General features: G+C 38.3%; 28 protein-coding genes. 20 read left to right on the top strand and 8 right to left on the bottom strand.

Annotated elements, in window-relative coordinates; translation table 11 throughout:
- Positions 1–11: 11 nt before the first annotated feature.
- Entirely contained in the window at positions 12–1,193 is a 1,182-nt protein-coding gene (locus tag IFO69_RS00310; RefSeq protein WP_192006964.1) for a pyridoxal phosphate-dependent aminotransferase, read from the top strand.
- 16 nt (positions 1,194–1,209) lie between these two features.
- A complete protein-coding gene (locus IFO69_RS00305; protein WP_192006963.1) occupies positions 1,210–2,328 on the top strand; it encodes an AEC family transporter in 1,119 nt (372 codons plus the stop codon).
- 93 nt (positions 2,329–2,421) lie between these two features.
- On the opposite strand, the gene IFO69_RS00300 is transcribed toward IFO69_RS00305, so the two are convergent.
- Positions 2,422–3,084 carry a hypothetical protein gene (locus tag IFO69_RS00300; RefSeq protein WP_192006962.1) on the bottom strand — a complete coding sequence of 221 codons (663 nt, stop codon included), beginning with the start codon at positions 3,082–3,084 and terminating at the stop codon, positions 2,422–2,424.
- 326 nt (positions 3,085–3,410) lie between these two features.
- Between IFO69_RS00300 and IFO69_RS00295 the strand changes: the two genes are divergently transcribed.
- The 6 genes from IFO69_RS00295 to IFO69_RS00270 all read left to right on the top strand — a co-directional run bounded on the left by IFO69_RS00295 (position 3,411) and on the right by IFO69_RS00270 (position 9,667).
- A complete protein-coding gene (locus IFO69_RS00295; RefSeq protein ID WP_192006961.1) occupies positions 3,411–3,866 on the top strand; it encodes an RpiB/LacA/LacB family sugar-phosphate isomerase in 456 nt (151 codons plus the stop codon).
- A gap of 21 nt (positions 3,867–3,887) precedes the next feature.
- Positions 3,888–5,303 carry an NADP-dependent phosphogluconate dehydrogenase gene (gene gndA, locus IFO69_RS00290; protein WP_317173390.1) on the top strand — a complete coding sequence of 472 codons (1,416 nt, stop codon included), beginning with the start codon at positions 3,888–3,890 and terminating at the stop codon, positions 5,301–5,303.
- A 30-nt stretch (positions 5,304–5,333) separates the two neighbouring features.
- The gene (gene zwf / locus IFO69_RS00285; RefSeq protein ID WP_192006960.1) at positions 5,334–6,839 is read left to right on the top strand and encodes a glucose-6-phosphate dehydrogenase; all 1,506 of its coding nucleotides are present in this window, start codon (positions 5,334–5,336) and stop codon (positions 6,837–6,839) included.
- A gap of 7 nt (positions 6,840–6,846) precedes the next feature.
- Complete coding sequence (pgl, locus tag IFO69_RS00280; protein ID WP_192006959.1) at positions 6,847–7,572, top strand: 6-phosphogluconolactonase; 726 nt, start codon at positions 6,847–6,849, stop codon at positions 7,570–7,572.
- Between the two features lie 137 nt (positions 7,573–7,709).
- Entirely contained in the window at positions 7,710–7,994 is a 285-nt protein-coding gene (locus IFO69_RS00275) for a GNAT family N-acetyltransferase (RefSeq protein ID WP_192006958.1), read from the top strand.
- A gap of 188 nt (positions 7,995–8,182) precedes the next feature.
- Positions 8,183–9,667, top strand: coding sequence for a Gfo/Idh/MocA family oxidoreductase (locus IFO69_RS00270; RefSeq protein WP_192006957.1), 1,485 nt, complete (start codon positions 8,183–8,185; stop codon positions 9,665–9,667).
- Positions 9,668–9,703: 36 nt separating this feature from the next.
- Here the strand turns inward: IFO69_RS00270 and IFO69_RS00265 are convergent, their stop codons facing one another.
- Positions 9,704–10,534 carry an AraC family transcriptional regulator gene (locus tag IFO69_RS00265; RefSeq protein WP_192006956.1) on the bottom strand — a complete coding sequence of 277 codons (831 nt, stop codon included), beginning with the start codon at positions 10,532–10,534 and terminating at the stop codon, positions 9,704–9,706.
- Between the two features lie 68 nt (positions 10,535–10,602).
- Here IFO69_RS00265 and IFO69_RS00260 point away from each other — a divergent pair, with 68 nt between their 5' ends.
- The 3 genes from IFO69_RS00260 to IFO69_RS00250 all read left to right on the top strand — a co-directional run bounded on the left by IFO69_RS00260 (position 10,603) and on the right by IFO69_RS00250 (position 12,172).
- Complete coding sequence (locus IFO69_RS00260; RefSeq protein WP_192006955.1) at positions 10,603–11,013, top strand: MauE/DoxX family redox-associated membrane protein; 411 nt, start codon at positions 10,603–10,605, stop codon at positions 11,011–11,013.
- Between the two features lie 3 nt (positions 11,014–11,016).
- Positions 11,017–11,811, top strand: coding sequence for an SDR family NAD(P)-dependent oxidoreductase (locus IFO69_RS00255; protein ID WP_192006954.1), 795 nt, complete (start codon positions 11,017–11,019; stop codon positions 11,809–11,811).
- A 67-nt stretch (positions 11,812–11,878) separates the two neighbouring features.
- Entirely contained in the window at positions 11,879–12,172 is a 294-nt protein-coding gene (locus tag IFO69_RS00250) for a hypothetical protein (protein ID WP_192006953.1), read from the top strand.
- Positions 12,173–12,987: 815 nt separating this feature from the next.
- On the opposite strand, the gene IFO69_RS00245 is transcribed toward IFO69_RS00250, so the two are convergent.
- A complete protein-coding gene (locus tag IFO69_RS00245; protein ID WP_192006952.1) occupies positions 12,988–13,503 on the bottom strand; it encodes a class I SAM-dependent methyltransferase in 516 nt (171 codons plus the stop codon).
- A gap of 162 nt (positions 13,504–13,665) precedes the next feature.
- Here IFO69_RS00245 and IFO69_RS00240 point away from each other — a divergent pair, with 162 nt between their 5' ends.
- Genes IFO69_RS00240 through IFO69_RS00230 form a run of 3 tightly spaced genes read left to right on the top strand, consistent with a single transcriptional unit; the run spans position 13,666 to position 15,592 of the window.
- Positions 13,666–14,169: a QcrA and Rieske domain-containing protein gene (locus IFO69_RS00240; protein ID WP_192006951.1), complete on the top strand. Its 504-nt coding sequence runs from the start codon at positions 13,666–13,668 to the stop codon at positions 14,167–14,169.
- On the top strand, positions 14,169–14,729 hold the full coding sequence (locus IFO69_RS00235) for a YceI family protein (RefSeq protein WP_192006950.1): 561 nt from the start codon (positions 14,169–14,171) through the stop codon (positions 14,727–14,729). The genes IFO69_RS00240 and IFO69_RS00235 overlap by 1 nt, the downstream gene beginning before the upstream one ends.
- Positions 14,730–14,731: 2 nt before the next feature.
- Entirely contained in the window at positions 14,732–15,592 is an 861-nt protein-coding gene (locus IFO69_RS00230) for a DUF5777 family beta-barrel protein (RefSeq protein ID WP_192006949.1), read from the top strand.
- Here IFO69_RS00230 and IFO69_RS00225 read toward each other — a convergent pair.
- The gene (locus tag IFO69_RS00225; RefSeq protein ID WP_192006948.1) at positions 15,506–17,173 is read right to left on the bottom strand and encodes an ArnT family glycosyltransferase; all 1,668 of its coding nucleotides are present in this window, start codon (positions 17,171–17,173) and stop codon (positions 15,506–15,508) included. The genes IFO69_RS00230 and IFO69_RS00225 overlap by 87 nt on opposite strands.
- Before the next feature lie 130 nt (positions 17,174–17,303).
- On the opposite strand from IFO69_RS00225, the gene IFO69_RS00220 reads away from it, so the two are divergent.
- Positions 17,304–18,242, top strand: coding sequence for a helix-turn-helix transcriptional regulator (locus IFO69_RS00220; RefSeq protein WP_192006947.1), 939 nt, complete (start codon positions 17,304–17,306; stop codon positions 18,240–18,242).
- A gap of 11 nt (positions 18,243–18,253) precedes the next feature.
- On the opposite strand, the gene IFO69_RS00215 is transcribed toward IFO69_RS00220, so the two are convergent.
- Positions 18,254–18,835, bottom strand: a complete 582-nt coding sequence (locus IFO69_RS00215; protein WP_192006946.1) for a DUF4377 domain-containing protein — start codon at positions 18,833–18,835, stop codon at positions 18,254–18,256.
- Between the two features lie 1,019 nt (positions 18,836–19,854).
- Here IFO69_RS00215 and IFO69_RS00210 point away from each other — a divergent pair.
- Complete coding sequence (locus IFO69_RS00210; RefSeq protein ID WP_192006945.1) at positions 19,855–21,330, top strand: S10 family peptidase; 1,476 nt, start codon at positions 19,855–19,857, stop codon at positions 21,328–21,330.
- On the opposite strand, the gene IFO69_RS00205 is transcribed toward IFO69_RS00210, so the two are convergent.
- On the bottom strand, positions 21,327–22,211 hold the full coding sequence (locus IFO69_RS00205; RefSeq protein WP_262891599.1) for a glutamate--tRNA ligase family protein: 885 nt from the start codon (positions 22,209–22,211) through the stop codon (positions 21,327–21,329). The two genes, IFO69_RS00210 and IFO69_RS00205, sit on opposite strands and share 4 nt — an antisense overlap.
- Before the next feature lie 180 nt (positions 22,212–22,391).
- On the opposite strand from IFO69_RS00205, the gene IFO69_RS00200 reads away from it, so the two are divergent.
- The 4 genes from IFO69_RS00200 (at position 22,392) to IFO69_RS00190 (ending at position 25,471) form a co-directional block, all read left to right on the top strand.
- Complete coding sequence (locus IFO69_RS00200) at positions 22,392–23,132, top strand: NYN domain-containing protein (protein WP_192006943.1); 741 nt, start codon at positions 22,392–22,394, stop codon at positions 23,130–23,132.
- 29 nt (positions 23,133–23,161) lie between these two features.
- Positions 23,162–23,287 (top strand): hypothetical protein, encoded by a 126-nt coding sequence (locus IFO69_RS21675; protein ID WP_262891598.1) that lies wholly within the window; start codon positions 23,162–23,164, stop codon positions 23,285–23,287.
- Between the two features lie 291 nt (positions 23,288–23,578).
- The gene (locus IFO69_RS00195) at positions 23,579–24,373 is read left to right on the top strand and encodes a M48 family metallopeptidase (RefSeq protein WP_192006942.1); all 795 of its coding nucleotides are present in this window, start codon (positions 23,579–23,581) and stop codon (positions 24,371–24,373) included.
- Positions 24,374–24,535: 162 nt separating this feature from the next.
- Complete coding sequence (locus tag IFO69_RS00190) at positions 24,536–25,471, top strand: serine hydrolase (RefSeq protein WP_192006941.1); 936 nt, start codon at positions 24,536–24,538, stop codon at positions 25,469–25,471.
- A 50-nt stretch (positions 25,472–25,521) separates the two neighbouring features.
- Here IFO69_RS00190 and IFO69_RS00185 read toward each other — a convergent pair whose 3' ends face one another.
- Positions 25,522–25,989, bottom strand: coding sequence for a carboxymuconolactone decarboxylase family protein (locus IFO69_RS00185; RefSeq protein ID WP_192006940.1), 468 nt, complete (start codon positions 25,987–25,989; stop codon positions 25,522–25,524).
- 57 nt (positions 25,990–26,046) lie between these two features.
- Positions 26,047–26,883, bottom strand: coding sequence for a sigma-70 family RNA polymerase sigma factor (locus tag IFO69_RS00180; RefSeq protein WP_192006939.1), 837 nt, complete (start codon positions 26,881–26,883; stop codon positions 26,047–26,049).
- Positions 26,884–26,969: the final 86 nt, after the last annotated feature.

The raw sequence follows: 26,969 nt of genomic DNA, 5'->3' as shown, positions 1-26,969 counted from the left end.
CCATTTCAACCATGACAGCAAAAATCAACAGAAGAGCTTGGCTCAAGTCCAGTTTATTGGCAGCTGGAGGCATAGGTTTGGCCCCTTCAATAGTATCGGCAAATACAACTCGCGTATCTACTCATGTGTCTCCCTTTAATCCAGAAAGTTTACTTTGGGAGCATGATCCATTGTATAAGGAGAAGGCCCCAGCCTTAAAGGCTCGACTTTTAGCCAATGAAAATCCTTATGGCCCTTCCAAAAAAGTTATTTCCACGATTTCCGATGCCGTTTCTTTAGGGAACAGATATGCTCATGGGGATGCAGCTACCCTAATTGATATGATTGCAGAGAAAGAAGGGGTCACCAAAGATCATATTATGTTGGGGCCAGGTTCGACAGACCTCTTGGAGAAAACCGCCATTGTAAGGTTTTTGGAAGGGGGAAATATAGTTTCAGCTGATCCATCCTACATGTCTTTGATCAATACTTCAAGAAGAATCGGAGCTACTTGGAAGCCGGTTCCTCTTACTCAGGACTTTTCTCACGATCTAGAAGGCATGGCAAAATCAGTAGACGATGAAACAAAACTGGTTTATGTCTGTAACCCAAACAATCCAACTGGTTCTGTTACTGATCCAGCAAAACTCAAATCATTCTGTAAGAAAGTATCTGCCAAGACACCGATTTTTGTGGATGAAGCTTACTTGGAGTTTATGGATAAGCCTGAGGAGAACACGATGGTAGGCCTAGTGGCTGAAGGACATGATGTCATTGTGGCAAGAACTTTTAGTAAAATCCACGGAATGGCCGGTTTGAGAATAGGCTACATCGTAGCGCTTCCTGAAAGAATAGAAAGTATTACCAATATGGTAAGAAGCACCATGGGCTTGTCCGTTACCTCCCTCAAGGGAGCTATAGTGAGCATGAATGAGGAAAAGTTTATTGCTGAATGTAGAAGCATGAACAAGGAATGTAGGGATTATGTCTACTCAGAATTGACAGGAATGGGATATGATGTGATTCCATCATCCACAAGCTTTATGATTTTTCCTATAGCAATGGAAGGTGATAAATTTCTCAAATCCATGTTTGCCGAAGGGGTTGGTGTAAGAGCATATGAATTCTTAGACAAACCTTGGTGTCGTGTAAGTATGGGGACCATGCCAGAAATGGAGATATTCCTTGAGGCATTTAAGAAAGTAACAGTCTAAAAATATTTGGCCTATTATGAGTATAGCTATACAAAAAACCCTTTCTCTTTTGCTACTTATTGGCATAGGTTTTTTGCTAAAAAGTAAATTGAATAAAGAGGAACACAAAAAAGGATTAAAGATTATCATCCTTAACATTGCTTTGCCTGCAATTATTTTTGTGGCGCTTCTCAAAATTGAAATACAGCCTGATCTATTGTTTCTTCCTGTTTTGGCATTGCTGTTTAACTTGTTGATGTTGGTAGTAAGTAAATATGTGCTGCCCATATATGGGATAGAGAATGATACATCTACTATGCGCACACTGATGATGCTTTTGCCTTCTTTGGCTCCTGGGCTCTCATGTTTCCCCTTTTTGGTAGAGTACTTGGGGGATGAGGCCTTGGCATGGGGGGCTTTAGCGGACATTGGCAATAAAGTGTTTGTGTTGATTTTGACGTATTTACTGGCAATGAGCTGGTACTATAAAGCCAATCATTCTGTTTCCCATTCCGGAAATCAGAAGGTTAAAGGGCTTTTGCTCTCCATGCTCAATGAACCGATAAACATGGTGATGATAGTGGCGATTATCTTGCTGAGCTTTGGAGTTACGCTTGAAAGTATGCCTTTGTTTTTGAGTGAAGCCATTGTTCAGATGAAGAACTTGATGACGCCACTCATTCTTATATTCATCGGTGTTGCGGCCGTCTTAAAATGGGATCAATTGAAAATGATCGTGTCTTTATTGGCTTTTAGGTCAGGGATTACTTTTATTTTGAGTGGTTTGATGGTGATGTTTGTGCCCATGCCCAGCGAGGCAGCTATACTGTTGGCGGTAGTTTTTCCTCAAAGCGCTTGCAGTTTCTGGCCATTTGCACATATGTCTGCTGTTTCAGGTATGGAAAAATTGGATGATAATAGTCCTCATAAAGAGACGTTTGACTTAGGTTTGGGTCTTAACATTCTAGCTGTTTCACTTCCGTTCAGTACTTTGGTGATATTGGGTGTGTTTAGCTCAGGAAGCTACTTTATTAATCCTTACCATATCTTTTTAGGAGGGATAGTATTAATGGCGCTCGCTGCGATTCCAGTTATTTTTCAATTATTTAGAAAGTCAAGCATAGCATATAAATTATCTGAGGAAGAAGCAGAATAGAAACCGTTTATCAGATATATAGTTGAATGTTTATTATAGTGGTAGAGAAAGCCCCATGTGTATGGGGCTTTTCTTTTTGGAGGTGATCGAAGGTTATGGTTTTAATTTGTCCTTTAGAAATTTGATCTTCTCTTTTTGGCTTTTCAGTTTTCCAAGGGTGCTTTGGTAGGTTTTGACTCTTGATAGCTTGGGAAAGCTCAATCTGCCCTTTGAAATAGAATAGGAAAGGGTTAATGTTGGGTAGTTTAACAGTAAGATAATAGTTTGAATTCCATCGGTTTGAGCAGGAGAAAAACCCAGTTTTTGGGCAGTTTTGGCATGAAGAATATAGCTAGTTCCTTCTAGGACCGTGTCGTCAGCAAAATCACTTTCGTGCTTTTCAATAAAGGCCAGAATACCTTCAAGGTAGTTGTGAATTATAAAATGGGTTCTTCTACGTCCACTCTGCGAAAAATCAAGTACAAAATAATAGTCAAATAAAGTTCCTCCATGAAATATGACTTTGTTATTAGATAGTTTTTCCGAAATAAAGAGAGGAGAATAATAATGTAGTTTTCCACTCTTTTTACCAGTTGGAGTATCAACAAAAGGAGCCGAGATAATTAGCCAAAAAGCAGCAATCAAACTTAACCAATAGAATTTAGTAAGAACTGCTAGGCTTATTATCAGACCAAAAACTGAAAAAATGATCATTCCGGCTAAGATGATAAATCTCTTTTGCTCCTTGATAGGTTTTTGATAAAATGGATGGTTCACGTCTTAGGTTTAAATAGTTCTACTAAATTTATATCACCCTTTTAAGTCACTAATAAAGGAATAATTATTGGGTATTTAATGCATGTTGAAACCAACCAAATCTTCATTGAGTTTCGGAGATTGCTTTTGTATTTTTTAGTTTTGCCAATATTCTCCATGGGCTCAATAGGCTTAATAGAATAAAACTATGGTTATTTGATTGAATTGAAGTCAGTATTAGGCTTGGTTTAAATCAAAAAATCCTATTTTTGGGCTTTCTAAATCAAAGAGGAATTAATAGGTGCTTTTTGAATGTTTAGATAAGCACAAAACAAACGACCTAAAAAATGGAAATAGGTATTGCTGCTGATCATGCAGGCTTTGAACAAAAACAAGAGATATTGGAATGGTTAAAAGACAATGGCTATTCAGTAAAGGATTTTGGGGCATTTAACTTTGATGCTGCAGATGATTACCCTGATATTATCAAGCCATTGGCGGTAGCCATTTCGAAGGGAGAAATTCAAAGAGGTATCGCCATTTGTGGAAGTGGAGTGGGAGTATCAGTAGCCGCCAATAAGGTTCCCGGAGTAAGGGCAGCGCTGGTTACAGAACCGTATTCTGCTCACCAAGGTGTGGAACACGATGATATGAATTTACTTTGTTTGGGAGGAAGGGTCATTGGTTTAGCTCTCATGCGTGAATTGGTAGCCACTTTTTTAGCTGCAAGCTACCAGCCTTTGGAGAGATTTCAGAGAAGATTAGGAAAAGTAATTGCCTTGGAAAAAGAATTCAATAAATAAGGGCAGACAAAAGACCAAAAATTGAAATTTGATATAATGGAACAATATGACTTTGGCATTGTTGGCCTAGGGGTGATGGGAAGAAATTTACTGCTGAACATGGCTGACCATGGATTTGCAGTTGCTGGATTGGATTTGGATGAAGAAAAAGCCAATAGTTTAGAAAAAGAAGCAGCGGAAGGGCATAAGATAAAAGGCTTTACTTCAGCGGAAGCTTTTGTGAAATCATTAAGGAATCCAAAGGCCATTATGCTTTTGGTTCCTGCAGGAAGGCCAGTGGATGCGGCAATAGCATCATTGTTGCCTTTTTTGGATAGTGGAGATATTGTAGTTGATGGAGGTAATTCTTATTTCCCAGATACTGACAGAAGGTTCAGTGAGTTGGCCGAACAGCATATTCACTTTTTCGGAATGGGAATTTCTGGAGGAGAAAAAGGAGCAAGGTTTGGTCCTAGTATGATGCCCGGAGGTGATGCACAAGCTTATGAAAGGTTAAGGCCCGTTTTTGAGGCGATCGCTGCAAAAGTAGATGGAGAACCATGTGTGACTTATTTGGGAAAAGGTTCAGCCGGAAACTATGTGAAGATGGTTCATAATGGAATCGAATACGGCATTATGCAGCTAATTGCGGAGACATATGACCTAATGAAGCGAGGATTAGGATATGGTGATGGCCAGATCCAGGAGACTTTTGAAGCATGGAATAACAGTGAACTTCATTCATTTTTGATAGAAATCACAGCGAAGCTTTTAGCGAAAAAAGATGAGGAAACGGGAAAACAGCTGGTGACATTGATCTCGGATCGCGCCCGTTCAAAAGGAACTGGTAAATGGACTTCCCAGAATGCCATGGACTTACAGGCACCTGTTCCTGTGATTGATGTGGCCGTATTGATGCGTGATATTTCCAAGTACAAGGAGGAAAGAATTGAAGCATCTAAAAGCCTTATTTGGAAAGGTGAAAAAGATACTGTAGAAACAAGTTCTGATGTTTTGAAAAATGCTTTCTACTTTGCAATGATCAATACCTATGCCCAAGGAATGGCACAATTGACTGTGGCCTCAAAGGAGTATGGATATGGTTTGAATCTGGAGGAAGTAGCCAAGATATGGAGAGGTGGATGTATCATCAGGGCTTTATGTTTGGAAGATTTTCGTCAAGCTTACCTCAAGAATCCTGAATTGCCTAACTTGCTGCTGGATGAGAAAATCGGGGAGAGTTTAGTCAATACACAATCTGATATCAGGGAGGTGGTAAAGATAGCTGTAGATAAAGGAATACCAGCTCCTGCTTATATGGCTGCTTTGGGATATTTTGATGCTTATAGAAGTGAGACATTGTCCACCAATGTCATCCAAGCCCAAAGGGATTTCTTTGGTGCACACCAGTTTGAAAGAATAGATAAAGAAGGAGTTTTTCACGCCCAATGGGAATAGAAGGCGGGGAAGATTTTAAACAATAAAAGAATGAAAACAACCAAAAAGGCGGATCCGACCATCATTGTCATTTTCGGAGGAACAGGAGACTTGGCCAAACGCAAATTAGTGCCAGCATTTTATAACCTGTTTCTGGATGGATGGATGCCTAGCAAATTTGCAATCATAGGTTTGGGAAGAACTGAACTGGATAATGATTCCTATAAGAAAAGACTTTTCGATGGTCTAACTGAGTTCTCCAGAAACGGAAAACCTGTACAGGAGAAGTGGGAGAAATTCAACCCATCCATCAGTTATTTTCAGTCCAATATCAATGATGCCAAATCTTATAAAGAGTTGGCCGAAAAGATGGATAAGATAGATGAGGAGTGGGGAGTTAGGGCAAACAGGCTTTTTTACCTATCAGTTGCACCTCGATTTATAGAAACGGTAACTATGAACTTGAGCGAGTCAGGTTTGGCCAGTGATGATGTGTTGGACAGGATTATTATTGAAAAACCTTTTGGTACCAACAAGGCTACCGCCATCGAGCTCAATGACATGTTGAGAAGGACATTTAAAGAAGAACAGATATACAGAATTGACCATTATTTGGGTAAGGAAACTGTTCAGAATATCTTGGCTTTCCGTTTTGCCAATGCCCTTTTCGAACCTCTTTGGAATCGTAATTACATTGATTATGTGCAGATTACTGTGGCTGAGCAGGTAGGGGTAGAGGATCGTGGAGGTTATTATGAGGGATCAGGTGCATTAAGGGATATGATCCAAAATCACTTGCTGCAGATTCTTTGCATGGTGGCCATGGAAGCGCCCATTTCATTCGATGCAGAAGAGATTAGAAATAGAAAAGCAGATGTCCTTAGAGCTGTGAGGAGGATCAAGCACGAAGATGTCCATAAATTTGCTGTACGGGGTCAGTACGGTCCTGGCTGGGTTGAAGGAAAGAAGGTTCCTGGGTACAGGGAAGAAAATGGGGTAGAGAAGGAATCAGGTACGGAAACTTATGCAGCCATTAAGCTATATCTTGATAATTGGAGATGGCAAGGTGTGCCATTTTATTTACGCACTGGAAAGCGCATGCCTGTTAAGACTTCTTCTATTACGATTCAGTTTAGACCTGTACCACACTCCACTTTCTCAAGAGAGCAGGCAGATAGCGTAATGCCCAATAGGTTAACGATCAATATCCAACCACAAATGGATATTAGGCTGAGATTTACAGTGAAGCGTCATGGCTTGGAGATGAACTTGAACCAGGCGGACATGATATATGATTATGATGCGTGTAGCACGCAGACGCCCGAGGCATATGAGACCTTATTGTTGGACGCAATGCGTGGCGACCCAACCTTGTTTATGAGGTCTGATCAGGTGGAAGAGGCCTGGGATGTAATTAGTTCAATTCTGGAAGTTTGGGAAAAAAGACCTTCATTGGACTTTCCTAACTATGCAGCAGGCGCATGGGGGCCGGAAAATGCTGAAGCACTGATAGCTAAAGACGGCCATGTATGGGCCTTGAACCTTCAAAAAGATTAAAAGAAAGATGATTAATATTCATAAAGACCCTGCCGAACTGGGGAAAGTAGCTGCTGATCTTTTTGTAGAATTAGCAAAGGCTGCTATTCAAGAAAAAGGCAAATTTACGGTGGCCTTAACAGGAGGGAGTTCCCCTGTAAAACTGTATGGGTTGTTGGCTGAACCAAAGTATAAAGATCAGGTTGACTGGAGCAAGGTATATGTTTTTTGGGGAGATGAGCGATGGGTGCCGTTGGAGGATGAACAAAGTAATGCGGGAATGGCCTATCAGACATTACTGAACCATGTGCCAGTGCCTGAAGAAAATATTTACCCTATGTGGGCTGCAGGCATCACTCCTGAGGCACGGGCAGCTGAATATACTCAATATATTAAAAAAGAATTGGGTGAGGAAGGAATATTTGATCTGATCCTTCTAGGAATGGGTGATGATGGTCACACAGCTTCCTTGTTTCCAGGTACAGACGTTCTGGAAGAAAAAGAAGATTGGGTCAAAGGATATTTCTTGGAGTCAAAGGATATATATAGGATTACCTTGACAGCTCCCTTGATCAACAAAGCCAAGAAAATAGTTTTCTTTGTTTTTGGAGAAAATAAAGCGAATGCACTTTATGAAGTGTTAGAAGGGGAAAGCAATGCTGATTTATACCCTTCCCAGTTGATTCACCCAAAAGAAGGCGAATTGTTGTGGTTGGCTGATGAAGCTGCGGCAAGTAAGCTTAAGGTAAAATAACTTGTTACAATGTTATTTAATTATAAAATTTGAGAGAAGGGGGCGGAAGCCTCCTTTTTTATTGTTAATTTTTATAAGTGGAATTTATAGTCATTTAAATTTTTACCCCATAGTGTTGTAACCAAAATTTTAAGAATATGATTGTTCGGAATATCAAAGAAGAAAAAGGAGGATTTTTTATGGCTGATGAAGATGGCGAAGAGGCGGGCAGAATGACTTATACTTTTGCAGGAAAGGAAAAGCTTATCATTGACCATACAGAGGTGAATCCTGATTTTAAAGGGATGGGAGTTGGAAAGCTGATGTTAATGAATTTGGTAGACTACGCAAGGGAAGATAAAATAAAGGTAATCCCTTTATGCCCTTTTGCAAAATCAGTGTTCAGCAAGGAAGATATTATTAAGGATGTGCTTTATGTATAGTAAGTAGAGTCAGATTTGATAGTTTGACGTGAATTTAAGAAATCCCGTTTATAGGTTATTTGGCCCATTCGAGAGAAATGGCATTTGATTTTTGAAAAGAATGCTTACTTTTAATTTTACTATTAAAAAGGGCCTTGAGACAGAAGGGTACTTTTTTCATAGACCTATAAATAACTATAAAAACCACTATGAAGAAGAAAAACCAAAAAACACAAGGGGGATCGGTTAAGAAAGAGAGAAGGGATTTTTTGAAAAAAAGTGTACTAGGGTTTGGAGCAGTGACAATTGTTCCTAGTCATGTGCTATTTGCAAAACCTGAAATCCGAAGTAAAACAGGAGAATTGATCCGTAAAGCATCTGTGGCTCCTAGTGATCGGGTAAATTTAGCGTGTATCGGAATTGGTAACCGAGGAGGGCAAGTAATTGACGCTATTGATAATACAGGACTTGCCAATATTGTCGCCTTGTGTGATGTAGATATGGGAGCACCTCATACGGTAAAAACAATTGATAAATTTCCAAAGGCAAAACATTTTCAGGACTTCAGAGAGCTTTTCGATAAGGTAGGAAATGAATTTGATGCTGTAACTGTAGGTACGCCTGATTTTTCACATTTTCCTATTACCATGGAAGCCATGGCAGCTGGAAAAGGAGTGTATGTGGAAAAACCGTTGGCAAGGACCTTCAATGAAATTGAGCTATTGATGAAGGCTGCAGATAAGTACAAAGTAGTGACCCAAATGGGAAATCAAGGACATTCTGAAGCCAATTATTTCCAATTCAAAGCTTGGATAGATGCTGGAATCATCAAGGATGTAAAAAAGATTACATGCCATATGAACGGTCGAAGAAGGTGGCACGGTTGGGATACTTCTATTACAAGCTTTCCGCCTGCTGAGGCTATTCCAGAAACATTGGATTGGGATACTTGGTTAACAACTGCTCAAGAACATAATTATAACAAGGACTTTATCAATGGGCAGTGGAGGTGTTGGTATGACTTTGGTATGGGCGCTTTGGGAGACTGGGGAGCGCATATAATGGATAGCTTCCACCAATTCTTAGACTTAGGATTACCATATGAGGTTGACCCTGTAAAAATCGAAGGCCACAATCCTTTATTTTATCCCCAAGCCACCACTTTGGCATTTAAGTTTCCTAAAAGAGGAAAAATGCCGAAACTTACTGTAACATGGTATGATGGTCTCGATAATGTTCCTGAGGTGCCTGCAGGTTATGGTACTTCAGAGTTGGATGCGGATATTCCTGCAGCTAGTAATGGTAAGATTCAACCATCTAAGCTTAACCCTGGAAAGATTATTTATGGAAAGGATTTGACGTTTAAGGGTGGGTCTCATGGTAGTACACTTTCCATCATCCCGTCTGAAAAAGCCAAGGAAATGGAAGGCAAGCTTCCTGAGGTACCGGAAAGTACTTCAAACCATTTTGCCAATTTCCTTTTAGCATGCAAGGGAGAAGAGAAAACCAGGTCTCCTTTTGAGATTGCAGGACCATTGAGTCAGGTATTTACTTTGGGTACTTTAGCACAAAGGTTAAATACCAAACTGAAATTTGACAGGGACAAAAAAGTGATCACCAATAATTCGCTGGCCAATGACTTGCTCGTTGGTGAGCCACCTAGAAAAGGTTGGGAAGAATATTATAAAGTTTAATAACTAGTTTGAAAGGCCTGAAAAATCAGGCCTTTTTTATTTGGAAGGATTTGCAGCCTCCTTTAAGTTTTTTCCGGTTTTTGTCTTTACAAATTTGTAAAGATGGCTTTCATCCACAAACCCGAATTCAGCAGCGATCTGTTTGTTGCTTAGCTGTTGTTTTTCAAGTAATCGTAAAATAAGTTTAAGTCTAAATTCTCCAATATATTCTCTGAGTGAACTTCCGACTTGTTTTTTAAACCAAATGCCTAGGTAGTTGGGAGAAAGATGAAAACAAGTTGACAAATGTTGGATGGTAAGTTTATCGGGATCCCGAATATTTTGATCTATATATTCTAAAATTTCTTCTGTGATAGGTTTAGATGTGGAGCTATAAAAATCCTCTTTAAGGTTTCTCTTAATGATCAATGCGAGTGCAATAAACAATTGATAAATCACCTGGCCACTGTTGGGCTTCAAAGATTCTACAATTATTAACTCCATTAATCTCGAAGTTTGTTTTTTGTCTGTGTCAAGTTTGATCAGGCTTCCTCTTTTTCTTGCAGGGTGTTTGATTAAGGTTTCAGAAAGCGATTTCCAAGTTGCAGGAATAGTCAGTGGACTTGGGTCGTTAATGTACCTTTTAGTGAATTTGAAATAAATAAATCTAGTCTTTTCATCAATCATAAACTCATGTTTATCTGAAGGTCCCAAAAGAAATAAATCTCCTTGGCTATATGCTATTTTTTGCCCATTCAGAATATGTAAACCAATTCCATGGGCGATAAAAATGATTTCATAGTGATTGTGGTTATGAAGCGGATGATTCCAAGAACTGAGCTCAAAATCATCAATAATCAAGTCATCAAATTGCTTGTACCTTTTCATAATAGAAATTTACCTAATTAACATTGAAATATACACATATGATCAAATAGTGTATTCGTTGAATAGGTATGGTTAAAGAAATAATACACAGACGAGAAATGGCCTTTACCTTGGCAAGGTTGCCGATTGGCTTTAGTTTTTTGGGACATGGAATAGTCAGGTTGCCCAAGCTTACCGCTTTTGCTGAAGGTATGGCCCAAGCTTTTGACATGACTTGGCTTCCTGATTTCTTGGTAAGGGCTTTTGCGAGTGTCTTACCCTTTGTGGAACTCCTACTAGGTTTGACCATTTTGCTCGGTCTATGGGTAAGATTTACCAGCGCTTTTGGGGTATTGCTTGTCTGTCTGTTGATTTTCGGGTCAAGTTTACTGGAGAACTGGGATGGCGTAAGTATCCAACTTTTCTATGGACTATATCTTACAGGTTTATACCTGTTTCATGATTATAATTCAAATATATTTTCAATTAATAAACACTAAGAAATGGATTTACAGCTTAAAGGAAAAAGAGCATTAGTCACTGGATCTACTGCCGGTATTGGTTTTGAAATTGCACTTTTATTGGCAGAAGAAGGCGCACAAGTCATTTTAAACGGTAGGAAAGAAGTGGATGTAAATAAAAAAGTAGAGGAAATTCAGCTAAAAACTGGAAATAAAAATGTGTCTGGAATTGTGGCCGATTTTTCAAAGGTAGCAGAGGTAAATGCTTTGTTAGAGAAAGCTTCAGATGTAGATATCTTGATTAATAATGTAGGGATTTTTAATCAGGTTGACTTTGGAGAGATTTCAGACGAAGAATGGCAAGAAATGTTTGACATCAATGTGATGAGTGGAGTAAGGTTATCTAGGTATTATTTTCCTAAAATGCTTGAGCAAAATTGGGGTAGGATTATTTTTATCTCCAGTGAATCTGCTATCAATATTCCGACAGAAATGGTGCATTATGGGATGAGCAAGACCGCGCAATTGGCCATCTCAAGGGGGCTAGCGAGATTGAGCAAAGGGACTGGTGTTACAGTGAATTCAGTATTACCTGGCCCGACGTGGAGCAGGGCCAACAAAGCTGATATTTCAGCTACAGCAAATGAAAAGGGAATTTCGGAAAATGAGGTATTGAAGGAGTTTTTTGAAAAACGACGCCCTACTTCGTTGATCCAGCGCTTTGCAGAGTCCCGAGAGGTAGCGAATATGGTTGCATATGTTGCTAGTCCACTTTCTTCAGCCACTAATGGAGCCGCGCTTAGAGTAGATGGAGGTGTTGTAAATTCAATTATCTGATTTCACGATTATGGAAAATATTTGTTAGGGAATTGCTTTTACGGCTTTGGGAGACACAAGGTTACTTGTGTCTTTTATTAGTGATGGGTTGTTTGTCCTAAGAGGAAAGTTGTTTTTAGGCCATTTAGTTGTCAAGCCTCAAATGGTGTTCTACTATTTGAAAGCATTGAAAGGGAGCATAAACAGCGCAGTGATCATCGATAAGGTGAGTGTCACTCCGAACCCTAGAATTCTAAATGGTAATACCAACAACCATATTAGGGGATATAGCAAAAGTAAAAGCAAGGCAAGTGGCCAACAAAGTACAAAAAGAATGGTCCAAAGAACGAGGCTTATGAATAGTTTCATTGATGAAAATTAATGGTAAAATAGATTTCCATCTTCTTGTACCAAAAATATGCCAATGGCCTTGGAAGCGTTTTAAACAAGATTTTCTATTGTTACATTGATAAAAACGAACAACAACTGGTCGATAGTGAACATTGATTTTGAATGTGATCAGGGATAATTTCTATTTGCTTGATTGCTTTTTTAGTTAAGGTCTGTGGAACCAAGCTTGTCTGAATCAGATGCAGGTGAGCTTGGTTTTTGTTTTTTGAGTCAAATTATTATTTGGTGTAATATTGGATGTATAGATATTAAATATACTTTTTATAAAATATACTATAACTATATATTTAATTATAAAATATTTTATTAATGTATTTATGGCGATAAAAAAAGTTTTACCTTTGTAAGGTAAGTTTGTTGAATGTTAGGGTGTTGAGATTGGCAAATCTGTCTTACATTTTTGTTTAAGCAAAGAGGTTTGATTTAGTAGTTGAAGTCCTGTTTTGTTTGATAAATTGTTGGGCACTCACCCTTTAAGACTTACTTATGGGTTTATTGTTAATTGATTAAAGCTATGGGACTTTGTTTCATAGCTTTTGCTTTTTAACCTAAATTCAAAATTTTGATCAGGTTATACATTTCTATTTTTCAATCTGATTATCCGCAATGATGCCAGTAACCTTAAATCCTTTGCTTAAAGTGGTCAGAAGTTTGAAGCCTGAAGACCGAAGCAGTTGATATTTTAATTAAAACAAACATTTCGACTCGCTTTTAACCTTTACTGGTGCAATTGCGGATATACATTTTTTCAAATATAATAATAGAAGTTTCCTACTTCGATTGATATTAAATGATTTGAGCAGAATATATTTCCCCACCATAGATTGACTTTGTTTTGTTCAATAATCTAATTTTTGAAAAACCTGCTGCAAATATGACATCACTGAGTCGGAGATAGTTTAGAGGGTATGGAATCCAAGGATTGGGTTTATCTGTGTTGTATTCGATAATTATAATACTTGAAGTGGATTCAAGCCTTTTTTTAATAGACTTTAAAAAGGTGCCAGGATCCTTTACATAATGCAGGCTATTAGCCATAATAATTCCGTCGAGTTGGACTGCAGGTAGGTCATGATGTATAAAGTCCAACTGTAAAAATTGAATTTCAAATTTAGTATTGATCCATTCTTCTACTTCTTGGTAAGTTTTGTCAATTGCATAGATGGTGCTATTTGGAGGCAGTATATTTCCTAGCGCCCTACTGAAAACTCCTGAACCACAGCCCAGATCCATCCATTTTTGCCCATTATGATCCTGAATATTTGCTGACTCTATTAGCGTAATGGCTTCTTTTAAAGTCATGTTCCCGAGTAGTTAGTGAAAAATGAATTCTCAATTTACTATTTCTAACTGACTTATTTTCAGTTTGGTAAGTGTCAATAATGTTAATTAGTAAAGAATGGTGTGATTAACAAAATATTATTCCGGAAATCTGCGAGGTAGCCAATGTGCGTATATCTCGATATGAAAAAGCAAAATAACCCAAACTCAGGAACACTCTCACAAGATAGGAGGGAGTTTTTAGCCAAAGCAGGATCACTATCGGTAATGTCCATGTTTGGAGTATCATTTTTTACAGCTTGCGGCAGCTCTGAAGATATGGAGCCCTCCATTCCTTCCAACCCTAGCAATGGCAACAACGATGGTATTTCAGTTAATGGAAATTTGGTAAGCGTGGATCTAAATAAGCAAGTTGGGCTTAAAACCTCTGGTGGCTGGTTGCTGATAGCTTCCGCAAAAGTATTGGTGGTCAATACAGGTAATAATGATTTTAACGCCTTGACATCTATTTGTACCCATCAAAATTGCGATACCAATTGGTCTTTTCAAAGTAACCAATTTATCTGTGGTTGCCATGGTTCAAGGTTTAATGTGTCAGGATCTGTAGAAAATGGCCCTGCATCGACCCCATTGAAATCTTATACTACTTCGGTACAAGATGATATTTTGACCATAACCAAAAGATAATGAGGAAGCTCTTCATCATATTTTATATCATTTACTTGGGGAATACCCAACATGCTTTTAGTCAAGCTTATCAAACGACGTCTGGTCATGTGGAATTTCTTTCAAATGCTGCTCTGAACGAATTTAAAGGGAAATCTGATCAGTTGAATGGACTGATTGATTTAGATAAAAATCTGGTGGATTTTTACATTGATCTCAATACTTTACAAACAGGGATAGGCCTAAGAGATAGGCATATGAGAGAAAATTACCTTGAAACAACTGAGTTTCCATATGCAGAATTTACCGGTAAGGTAGTGGATATGGATGAAGCGCTGAAGGAACAATTCAAAAATGGCAAAGAAGTCATGGTGGATGGAGAGTTTAAGATTCATGGGGTAAGCCAAGACATGAAAATCAAAGGCACCTTGAAACAGTCAACTGATGGAGAAGTACTGGAATTGTCAGCCCAGTTTAAAGTCTTATTAGGTGATCATGGTATTGCTATTCCCAAAATCATGTTTTATGAGCTTTCTGAAGAACAAACGATTACTGTAAAAGCTAACCTTAAATCACCATAACTATGAAGAATATCGTTTTTTTATTGGTTTTGTTTTTTCTCTCAAACTGTGTTTTAGCGCAGTTGGAGCGAAAGCCTGCAGAAGAAAACAGGAAAGTTGATTTGATTTTTCATGCTCCTAGACATATTAATTTACTTACGGTGGAACCTTTGGAAAAGAAGAGCCTTCATTTTGCCATCATGCATACTTTTGGAACTTTGGATGGAGGGATTCAAAATCTTTTTGGCTTGGATAATGGGGCGAACATCCAATTTAGTTTTGAGTATGGGGTTTCTGATAGGTTCTCATTGGGTATGTCCAGGTCAAGTTTGGACAAGGTTTATGACCTGTATGGTAGATACCATTTATTTCAGCAGACTTATAACAATTCAATACCTTTTTCTGTCAGCTTAATGGGAGGAGCCGGGATAAACTCAGTAGATTATTCCTATGTGACTGAACCAGAAGTTAGCTTTTCAGATCGGTTAAGTTATGCTGCTCAGGTAATGTTAGCGAGAAAGTTTAACGATAAAATCAGTGTACAGTTAAGTCCAATGTTAGCTTATTTTTCCAACCCACTTTCTGTATTCAGAATAGAAGAGAATGAGAATTTGTATCTGGCGTTGGGGATGAGTGCAAAGTATAAAATTACGGGAAAATCCTCCTTGACATTTCAATATATCCCGAACCTCAATAATGATTTGAAAAACAACCTAGGACTAGGGATTGATGTGGAAGCAGGAGGGCATGTGTTTCAGATGTATTTTGTGACCAGTCAGGCTTTAAATGAGCAATATTTATTGGCCGGTGTCAATGGAACTCCAGGAGAACAGTTCCGAGTAGGGTTCAATGTTAATCGAATATTCGCTGTTGGAAAAAGGTGACAAAGGAGAAACTCTCTTGAAGTGGGTGATTTTTATCCATTTGTCTTCGAAAATATTCACAGGGACATAGTGGTTGTTTTCCGTAATACGGTTGACCTCATTTACAAAACCCACTTCTTCTGGGTAAGCATGTTTGTAGTATTTGTAAATAAACACTTGAAATTCTTCTGGTTGCTGATCAAGACGGACTTTTTCTTTTAAGCCGTCCAAAGCAAGTGCATGAGGGGCTTTGTTATAGTTTCCTGTAATTACTCCTCTGCTCTTCAACAGAAAGTCGTGTGTAACTAAAGGGAAAGAAGAGCGGCTTTTTTCCATTGCTTTTGTAAATTCCTCTTTCAAATGTGGGTAGTTTTTCAAATGCTTTTGATATCCAACAGAAATAAAAGTGGGCAAAATCAGTAGAATGACTAATGATACTGTTTTGATTGGTTTGGGACATAACAGCAATGCACCTGCAAAAAGAATATAGTATGTTCCCAATTTCCAATCTAGCGCTCCAAGGGCTATGAAACCACCAAATGCTATCCAAAGTGAGCAGAAGCGGTTCCAAAAAAAATTGTCCATCCATCTTTTACTTTCCAAAGCAATGTTTACTGAAAATGGGACTAATAGAATAATGAGGTGTCTGGGATTCAGGTAAATAGGGTTGTAATAGGAAAAACTAGTACTCATAAACCAAAAGCCCAAGATCAGGCAAATTGAGCTAAAGGCAAAGATCAACGATAAATCTCTTTTGTTTTTAAAAGCCCTAAAAATCCCAGGAACTGCTAAAATAAACCAAAGCCAATAGGCTCTTTCGACAAATGTAAAAACAGGGGAGTAGGTGATGCGCTGAAGCATAACTTTCCAGTCTTTGTCAAAATAAGTATATGGAGAGATATAATGACCGTCTTGAATACTTTTAAAGCGAAACAATGGATCTTCAAATTTTAAAGAAAAATAAGTAAGGTATCCAATAGCTAAGATTACCAAAGAACTAAAAAAATAAACATAAAACAGCCTTTGTGCTTTATTTCGGAAATCCAACCACCATAGCATTAAAGGAAGTGGAGCCAGAAATACGATGGTTTCTTTTGTGCAGAAACCAACAAAGAAAGCTGCGGACATAAGGAGAGCGGACCATAAGGGTTTTTGATGACGATAGAATGCAGCAAACAGAATTAAGGCCGTCCAAAATACTAACGCAGCATCCGGATAAACTTTGGTCAAAAAGTGGAGTAAATAGACATTGCTGGCAAAAAAAAGCACAAAGAACCCTCTGGAGGTTGGGTTGGGAAGGGTTTTCCAAATCATTAGCATTGCCCCTAAATAGTAAATCAAAGATGAAAGTGATGCCAGATGATCGTTGTAGCCAAAGAGAAAGGTGATCAAGCCAGAAAATATATAAGCTCCCCACCGACTAGTAAAATGGTCATTGGTCAGCACCTCTTCCCCCATCCAAAACCTTTGGCCAAGTTCAAGGTAAGAGACGTCATCACTGAAAGTAATCCCATCATAGCCAAATATCCAATAGACTACCAGAAAGAAACCCCCAGCTCCTAATGTTAAATATTGCTGGTTTTGATTGAGTTGATTAGGCATATAGACTTCAAATAGGCTGGCAAAACAATACTTTGCCAGTGCACGTAATAATTAAAAATTGACAATTCGTGTCACTAAACTGCACTTTTATTTACTAAAACTTAAATTGCATTCTGAAATTTAATGGGTCATGGCTAAAACTAAAAGTGTAGAGCAACAAAAAATACTGAGGGTCTTTAAATTAATTAATTTGCTCCGTTCTAATGTTGGTAAACCAGTAGGACGGTTAGCGGAGTCTTTAGGGACTGATAGACGTACGATATACAGGTATTTTAATCTTTTGAAAGAACTGGGGTTTCAGGTAAAAAAACAATATGGGAAGTTTAAAATTGAAGACCGAATAGATCATCATAAGGATTCATTTTATGGAACTTTCACCGAAGATGAAACTTCCTACATCATTGATTTGATGAATAAAGGAGTGAAGAAAAACCTGTTGAAGGATTCTATACTTCAGAAGGTTCATATAAGATCGGATTTTCAGCAAAGCGTCTCTCAACTTTTTAATGCGCACTTAGGAATGTTTGTGGATGAAATTAGTGATGCCATTAAAAATAAGTTGCAAGTAACACTCAAAGATTATTATTCATTGAGCAGTGATTCTATTTCTGATAGGTTGATTGAGCCGGTGGCATTCAATAATAATTTTGAATCTGTGTATGCTTTAGAAGTGGCTAGTAAAGAGATGAAGCTTTTTAAACTGGAACGGATTGGAGCAGTTCATGTGAGTACTAAGAAGCAAGAGTATGAGCCATTGCACGAAGTTTTGGAGCAGGGACTTTTTGGTTTTACAGGAAAAGATCAATTTAAAGTAAAGCTTAAATTGTCAAAAAAAGCCTATCAGTTACTAATGGAAGAGCATCCTGATGCCAAGCCTTTCACTTATGTCAAAGGCGGGCGATATTATTTTGAGTCTGAGATACCTGAGTTACCTGGCGTCGGTAGGTTTATTTTGGGATTGCCTGGAGAGGTAGAACTGGAAGAAGGGGAGGAATTGAAGGCTTATTTGGAAGAACAAATAAAAAAGGCTGAAAAAATTTTCTCAGCCTTTCAACATAATAAAGTATAACTTGTGGTAGCCTACTTTAGTTGAATTAATTTTATGTATCCATCTCCCTCGTGCTTGAAGACTCCTGCCACTTCTGCGTTTGTGGCTAGATTTGATTCCAAATCATTACAAAGAGAAGTACAAATGATGGGGATTTCCCCAAGCAATTTGTAGCCAAGTTCCACACTTCCATAAACAAGATTGGTAGGATTGTATGCACTCGATTTAAGGGGTATTTCAAATGTTGTGTTTGAGCTAACTGGCTCTTTTGAAATTTCTGAAAGTAAAGTGTATTTTACATAATACATATCCGAGGCACTGTGATATGCCTCTTCTTTTCGTATGCTTAATTCATAATTATTACCAATTTCATAGTTAAAGCCCTCAATATCATGGATAGCTATTTCAGACCACTCATCTGTCCCTTTTTGGTGGCTAAACTGAACCCTTAACCATAACGTAGGATTGTCAACATCATTGTTTTTGACTATAGGGTAATGTTGAACATTAATTACTTCTTCTTTCATTGGGGTTTCTTCCATACAGGATACGAAAGCCACTATTGATACCAGCAGAAAACTAGCAATTGGACATTTCTTTAAAAATATTTTCATTGGTCAAAACATTGATAATTAGGATGTATTTTATTCAGTACATCCATTTGCAATAAAAGTGCCATAAGTACACCATTATTTGAGGGTACAACTGATAATATCGTTCCCTTAAAATCACTTTTTGACCACCATTATGAATCTTGCTAAATGTAGTCTAATAAATTTTTCTGAATATCCGCCATGACGCCAGTAACCATACATTCTTTGCTTAAGTGGTCGGAAGCCTGTCTAACTGCCAGATAGAACTGAAGCCTGAAGCAGTGGATACCTCAATCAAACAAAACGATCGTTTCCATACGCTTTTAATCTTTTCTGGTACAGTTGCGGATGTACCTATTATTAAAAATGTTTCCTTGCACATAAATCATTTGTTTAAACTATTAAATGGATCAACTCAAGCATTTACAATATAGCTTTTCTTCAGTATGCATTTATTAAAGCCCGATGCTACAATTTGACCAAAGTAGGATAGCAACCTTTGTGTTGGTCGAAATATGTGGCAAGAAAGAAAATCTTATCCGAGCTATCTGATCCCCCAACAATTCGAAAAATCAAATCAGCCATTCAGCTCCTTAATAGTTGGAAAAATATTGGCTTATCGCGATGAGGGACAGAAGGATTCCCAAGGTTCTTATAACCAAAACATTGAAAGGGATGTACCCAAGTTTTTCCAGTACTTAAGGTGTAGACAAGCCTGAATCACTGATAAGAGAAACACGGCTAAAACACGGGATAAACACGGCTTAACTAGGGGTTAAATATGGGTTAAAGAGTCAATGTTAAAAATGTTACATTCATTAATATGGACCAATTTCACACCAGTAACCTGACTCCCACTGCCTGTCCGTCCCGCAACGGAGATTCCATGGACCTAGCAGGGGCAGTAGAAAGGTTTAGACAATCATTTCTGTGAGATCTGAGCTGTCCTTGAGAGAATGTTTTGAAGGGTTAAATGTCCTGGTGAAATAGCGGATATACAGATAAATTTTTATATTCAGCCCTCACTTAATTTAGATTTTATGAAAAGATCGATACTTTCAGTATTAACATTTTTAGGGATTTCATTGTCCCTTATGGCGCAGGAAAAGCTAAACTCTGACTCTTCTGCTACCTCCAAGCATCAGGTTACCATAAAAGGAAAGGTCGTACCCTATTCTGCCACAGTTGGGACGCAACCAGTTTGGGATAATGATGGTAAAGAAGTGGCTTACCTTTTCTACACTTATTATGAGCGTAATGATATTTCTGATAAAGCCAATAGGCCTTTGGTAATTTCATTCAATGGTGGCCCAGGATCGGCTTCGATTTGGATGCATATTGCCTATACTGGGCCAGTATTGTTGAATATCGATGATGAAGGTAATCCTGTCCAACCTTATGGGGTGAAAGATAATCCGCATTCAATCTTGGATGTAGCAGATATTGTTTATGTGGATCCGGTGAATACAGGTTATTCCAGGATAACTGACAAGGAAGCAAAGCGATCCATGTTTTTTGGAGTAAATGCCGATATTGATTATTTGGCAGAATGGGTTAGGACATTTGTTAACCGCCAAAACAGGTGGGCTTCACCAAAGTTCCTAATTGGAGAAAGTTATGGCACTACCCGTGTATCAGGTTTGGTCAATAGGTTGCAGGGCAATGAGTGGATGTATTTTAATGGGGTAGTTTTGGTTTCTCCCACAGATTTGGGGATCGATCGGGAGGGGCCAATCGCTGCAGCAAACTACCTCCCTTATTATGCTGCAACGGCTTGGTATCATGGCGTGCTGGATCCAAGTCTACAAAGTAAGGATTTAGAGGAAATATTGCCTGAAGTGGAAGAGTTTACCGTTAGTGAATTGATTCCTGCTATGGTTAAAGGAGGTTTTTTGGAAGAGGAAAGAAAAGAGTCTCTAGCCAAGAGAATGTCTCTTTACTCAGGCTTGGATGAACGAGTGATTTTAGAACATAATTTAGCTGTTCCTACAAGCTACTTCTGGAAAGAGTTGTTAAGGGATAAGGGCTTGACCATAGGTCGCTTGGATAGTCGATATAGAGGGATTGATAGGCAAGATGCCGGAACACGATATGACCATGACCCCGCTTTGACGGCTTGGAACCATGCATTTGCTCCTGCATTCAATGATTATATGATCAATGGCCTGAATTTTAAGACTGACTTAAATTATTACCTTTTTGGCCCAGTTCACCCCTGGGACAGGTCAGGAGATAGGACAGGTGAGAATTTACGTTCTGCTGTAGCTCAAAATCCTTACTTACATGTCATGATCCAATCGGGATATTATGATGGAGGTACAGATTACTTTAATGCCAAGTATTCCATGTGGCAAATGGATCCAAGCGGAAAGTTAAAAGATAGGTTGGAATGGAAAGGATACCGAAGTGGACACATGATGTACTTGAGGTCTGAGGACTTGGAAACAGCTAATGATGACATTAGGGACTTTATCCAAAAAGCTTTACCTGAAAAGGGAGCTCCTGCGAAATATTAATTTTGAATAGCCGGGTTTATCCCGGCTTTTTTTAAAAATGCATCTTGGAAGGTGCTTAAGTCATGGACAGTATTATTAAACTGTAGGATTTCACCAAGCATCTGGTAGATATCTTCTTTGCGGGCTCCAGCCTTTCTCAATGCTTGAATAGATTTAGCTCCTTCGGACTTTGATAGTTTTTGCATTTTTTTATCCCTAACCAACTCGTGGTGGTAAAAGACAGTTTTAGTGAACTTGTTCTTTTGGATTTTTTTGGCCAAATGCAGCTGCATTAATGTGGAATCATAGAGGTCTTGTCCTCTTACTATCAGGTCCACACCATAGTAGATGTCATCCACCAATGAAGCTAATTGATAGGCCGGCATCAGGTCTTTTTTCCTTACTATAAAATTTTGCTGTTTTTCTGGAAGCCTTGTCTTTATTTTAGGTTCAAAAAGACTTCTCATTTTGATAGCTTTTTGATCGGTAATCAAGCGCCAGTTTACTTGATCATGAAAGAGATTTAATCCTTTAGTTATGCAAGTGCCGGGGTAACTTCCCTCATCTGTTTTTTCCAAAATATCCTTTCTGCTACAATCACAGGCAAATAATTGATGGGTTCCTATAAGGTGTTGTAAGACCTCTTCATAAAAATTCAATCGATGGGTTTGAGAATAAAAGTTTTTATAGGCCTGGTAGTTTTTTGGGCCTTGGTCCCAAGGTATTTCCAGATAGTTTAGTGTGTCGAAAATATCCTCCACGTAGGCTTTTCTTACTCTGTCTTGATCGAGGTCATCGATTCTTAGCATGATCTTGGCTTCAAAGTGTTTGGCTAATGAAACGGTAATGGCAAACGACAATGCATTTCCCAAATGTAAATAGCCGCTTGGTGTTGGTGCCAATCTGGTTAATTTAAACTTTAAAGCATTATCGGGCATTTGATATCAGGCTGTTATGAGATTCTAAAATACAAAAGTTGGTGGATGTCAAGCAATGGTAAATCATAAAATTGCCATTTAATGCCTTAGCCAATTTATTTCGGTAACTTTAAGTGACACTTTTAAAAATTTGATAATCCAATAATGGAAAACGAACTAAAACTTGCCGTATTAATAGATGCGGACAACATCCCTTCTAATTATGTGCAGGAAATGATGGAGGAAATCGCTAAATATGGAAATCCAACCGTAAAGCGAATTTATGGTGACTGGACCCAACCTCAGTTGGCAAAATGGAAAGCAGTGCTTTTGGAAAATGCCATTACACCCATGCAACAATACAGCTATACCTCTGGGAAAAATGCGACAGATTCCGCAATGATTATTGACGCAATGGATATCCTATATTCTGAAAAAGTAAATGGGTTTTGCTTGGTGTCAAGCGACAGTGATTTCACTAAGCTGGCGACAAGACTTCGGGAAGCAAGCATGAAGGTTATAGGTATTGGAGAGAAGAAAACACCCACTCCTTTTATTGCTGCATGTGATAAGTTTATCTATTTGGAGATTTTAAAGCAGGAAAGCAAAGAGGATAAAGTGGATGTAGGGAAGGACACCAAGGGTAGTTCTGATGTCGATAAAATCACTAATAAAGTAATTCGATTAATCGCCAATACCATTTCAGATTGTGAAGATGATGATGGCTGGGCATTTTTGGGAGACGTAGGGAACCTGTTGCAAAAGAAGCAGCCAAACTTTGATTCCAGAAACTATGGCTTTCAGAAGCTGACTCCAATGATTGGTTCAATAAATAAATTTGAAATCGAACAGCGAGAAAGTCAGAGAGGAAGACATAAATTGATCTATGTAAGGAATAAAAAATAATTTTTTTCAAGTGTATTAAATTTAAAGGCTTGAAATTGAATAATCTGATTATCCGCTATGATGCCAGCAACCATACATCCTATGCTCAAGTGGTCGGAAGCCTGCCTAACGGCCAGGTAGACCTTAAGTCTGAAGCAGTTGATACTTTAATTTAAAGGGCAGTTTCTACTCGCCTTTATTCTTTTCTGGTAAAATTGCGGATATATATTGAATAATATTTAAATGCGATTTATGAATAAAATTTTTGGGTTTATTTGTTGGTTTTCTGTGGTTTAACCTATTTGAAAAAATAATGAACATTACTTTTTTGGTACTAGTACTGTACTATCAAAAAATGTTCTCCTAATTTGCATTAAAAACAGCCTTGGTCTGAATTTGAGCTCTTAAGGTTTATTTTGGTCTGGCACCTTTTTTGGTTTAAACCTATTAATCAATTATTAAAAGATATGTTGAAACGAATATCAGTTTTATTATTAACAGCTTTGGTTTTGTACAGCTGTGCAACTGTTCCTTTGAGTGGCAGGAAGCAATTAAGTTTGGTGGATAACTCAGAAGTGCTTCCTATGGCCTTTCAACAGTACAATGAAGTAAAGTCAGAAAGTAAAGTGGTTACCAATACCGCTGATGGTGAGAGTGTGGTGAGGGTTGGGAAAAGAGTAGCCGCTGCAGTTGAAACTTACCTGAATGATAATGGCTATGGAGATATATTAGAAGGGTTTCAATGGGAATTTAACCTGATTCAAGACGATCAGGTAAATGCTTGGTGTATGCCAGGAGGAAAAGTGGCTTTTTATACTGGAATTCTTCCAGTTTGCCAAAATGATGAAGGCATTGCAGTGGTAATGGGGCATGAGGTGGCTCACGCCATTGCCAGCCATGCCAGAGAGAGAATGTCCCAAGGATTGGTAGCGAATGGTCTTTTAGGTGGAGTACAGGCGGCACTTGGTCAAAACCCTACACTGACAGAAACGATTTTTATGCAAGCTGTTGGTATGGGAAGCCAAGTAGGAATGCTTAAATTCTCTAGAGACCAAGAGTTGGAAGCTGACCAATTGGGACTGATTTTTATGGCGATAGCAGGATATGATCCCCGAGTAGCACCTGAGTTTTGGGAAAGAATGGAAGCAAGTTCAGGGGGGGCAGCTCCACCTGAGTTCTTGTCCACTCACCCCGGTCCTGATAGAAGGATAGATGAACTTAAGTCACAAATGCCGGAAGCACTGAAATATTACAAGAAATAATTTTTAGGATAAAACTAAATAGATAAAGGCTGCAGTCACTGAGGATTGCAGCTTTTTTTGTGCTTTTCACTGAAAATGGGGATTCAAAGATGGCTTTTAATTCGTTTATTGTAGATGAAAATTAATTGGTTTTAAGGGTTAATCCTTTATTGTTTTGTTTCGATGAAAAAAATATCAATTCTTACCATTTTAATGGTAGCAATGGGTTTAACTTTGGTGAAGGCCCAAAATTTAAAGCTTGATAAAAAGCTTCAAGAAAAACTTAAGCCCCTGATTAGCCAATTTCATGGTACTGCCGGAATATATGTGGAGCACCTCCCCTCAGGAAAATATGCTGCGATTAACGCTGATACCATTTTTCCTACAGCCAGTATAGTGAAGATTCCCATTTTAGTTGGGGTATTTCAGAAGATAGCAGATGGGGAACTCGAGTATCATCAGCCAATGGTATACCATGATTCTATTCAATACGGGGGATCAGGGTTGATGCAGTTTTTTAAGGATAGTACAGTTACTGATCTGAGCACACTCTTGGCATTAATGATCAGCTACAGTGATAATACTACCTCGCTTTGGAACCAAGCTTTGGCAGGAAGTGGGGAAACCATCAATCCAATTTTGTCATCATACGGTTTTGAGTTTACCCGGGTGAATTCCAGAACCGAGGGCAGAGAAGAGAACTGGAGGCAGTATGGATGGGGGCAAACCACACCAAAAGAAATGGCTACCCTTCTCAAGATGATCAGGAAGGGTGAAATAGTCAATAGGGCAGCTTCTGAAAGAATGTATCGCCTCATGACCAATATTTATTATGATGATTATGCGCTTTCCCAAATTCCTCCCTATATACAAACAGCCTCTAAGCAGGGAATGGTGAATGCTTCTCGTTCTGAATTGGTGATGGTTAATGCTCCTCATGGAGACTATGTTTTTTATATAGCTACCAAGAATAATGAGGATAAGAGTTGGAAACCGGACAATGAGTCCTGGGTTTTAGCGCGAAAAGTATCTGCCCTTCTTTGGGAGTATTTTGAGCCAAAGTATGAATGGAGGCCAGCTCAAGGTATTGGAGACTTTCAAGAAGGTTTGAGTTATTGAGGAATGAATTTGTTGGCCTTTCAATCAAAATTGAAAGGCCAACAAATTCATTAAACATTAGTCTTACTTTGAACTTTATATTGACCAGGAATAAAGCCGAAAGACCTTACCAAACGATTCCACGAATTGATTTGGATAATGGCTAATGTCAGGTTAGCAATTTCTTCTTTGGAGAAATATTGATCTAGCTTTTCATGGATATCATGGCTATGTTCTTCCTCAGCCATTCTAGTTAGCTTTTCAGTAAACTCCAGCACAGCTTCTTCTTGAGGTGAATAGTAAGGTGTTTCCCTCCAGGCTGATACAGAAAATAGCCTCAAAGCGGATTCTCCAGCTTCAATTCCCTCCTTAAAGTGCATATCCATACAATAAGCACAGCTATTAATTTGGGATACTCTCATTCTGATTAACTCCAATAATCCCAAGTCGATCCCACACTGGTCCACATAGTTTTGGGGTGACATCATCGCATTGTACAGCCCCTTGGGTAAGTTTTGATAAGCAATTCTTTCTTTCATTGTTTTGAAATTTTTGATTTGCTCTAATGACAAATTATGATACTTATATGTGACAAGTTAATGAGGCTTTTTCTCTAAATTTTTCAGTTTATCAGGATTACGGATAAAGTAGACGTGGCTGATTTGTCCCTTATCTACTGCGAACACCTGGCAATTGTTTAAGGAGCCATCGGGTGAATAGTAGAAAATGGCAGGTTGGTGATTGACCTGTCGAAACTCGAGGTGCGCTTCTTTATAGAATTTTTTATATAAGCCCATAAACATGGCGATGGAATCAGTGAGGCCAATGATGGTTTTTCTACTTGCAGAAGCTTTGCCACCACCATCAGAACTGACAAGAATATCTTCTTTCAATAGCTTTTCTAAACTGCCAATATTACCCTCATGGATAGCATCAATATAGTTTTGAACAATCAAAGAATTATTAGCTAGCTCTTTTTGATTAGTTTCATTTTTCAAGTTTTTTTTGGCCCTACTTAATAGCTGTCTAGAAAGTTCTTGGCTAATTTCGAGAGTTGAACTGATCTCTTCATGGCTATAATCAAAAGCTTCTCTTAATACAAAAACAGCTCGTTGTTTGGGGTCTAACTTTTCCATCAATATCATCAATGAATAGGTTAGGATTTCTTTTTTTTCATATTCTGAGTTCTCTGTATCTATAGGCTCTGGTAGCCAAAGCCCAGGATAGCTCTCCTTTTGAGATTTTGAGGATTTTTTAAGGTTTATGGCACCGTTGATGACCATTCTACTTAGGTAAGATTTTTCATTTTTGATGGTGCTTTGATCTAATTTCAAATACTTAAAAAATACATCTTGAACCAAGTCTTCAGCTTCTTCAACAGATCCAAGAATATTATAGGCATAGGTAAAAAGTAATGGTCTGTAAATTTCCATTTTTAAGTTTTATCTAATTCAAAATAAAGAATTCTACTTTAAATTTAAGGTATATCTTCCTTAAAGACGTAAATGTATCAGTTAAA

This window comes from Echinicola arenosa (assembly GCF_014841125.1).
Taxonomy (GTDB): domain Bacteria; phylum Bacteroidota; class Bacteroidia; order Cytophagales; family Cyclobacteriaceae; genus Echinicola; species Echinicola arenosa.
The sequence above is the reverse complement of the archived record's forward strand: the minus strand, read 5'-3'. Positions and strand labels throughout refer to the sequence as shown.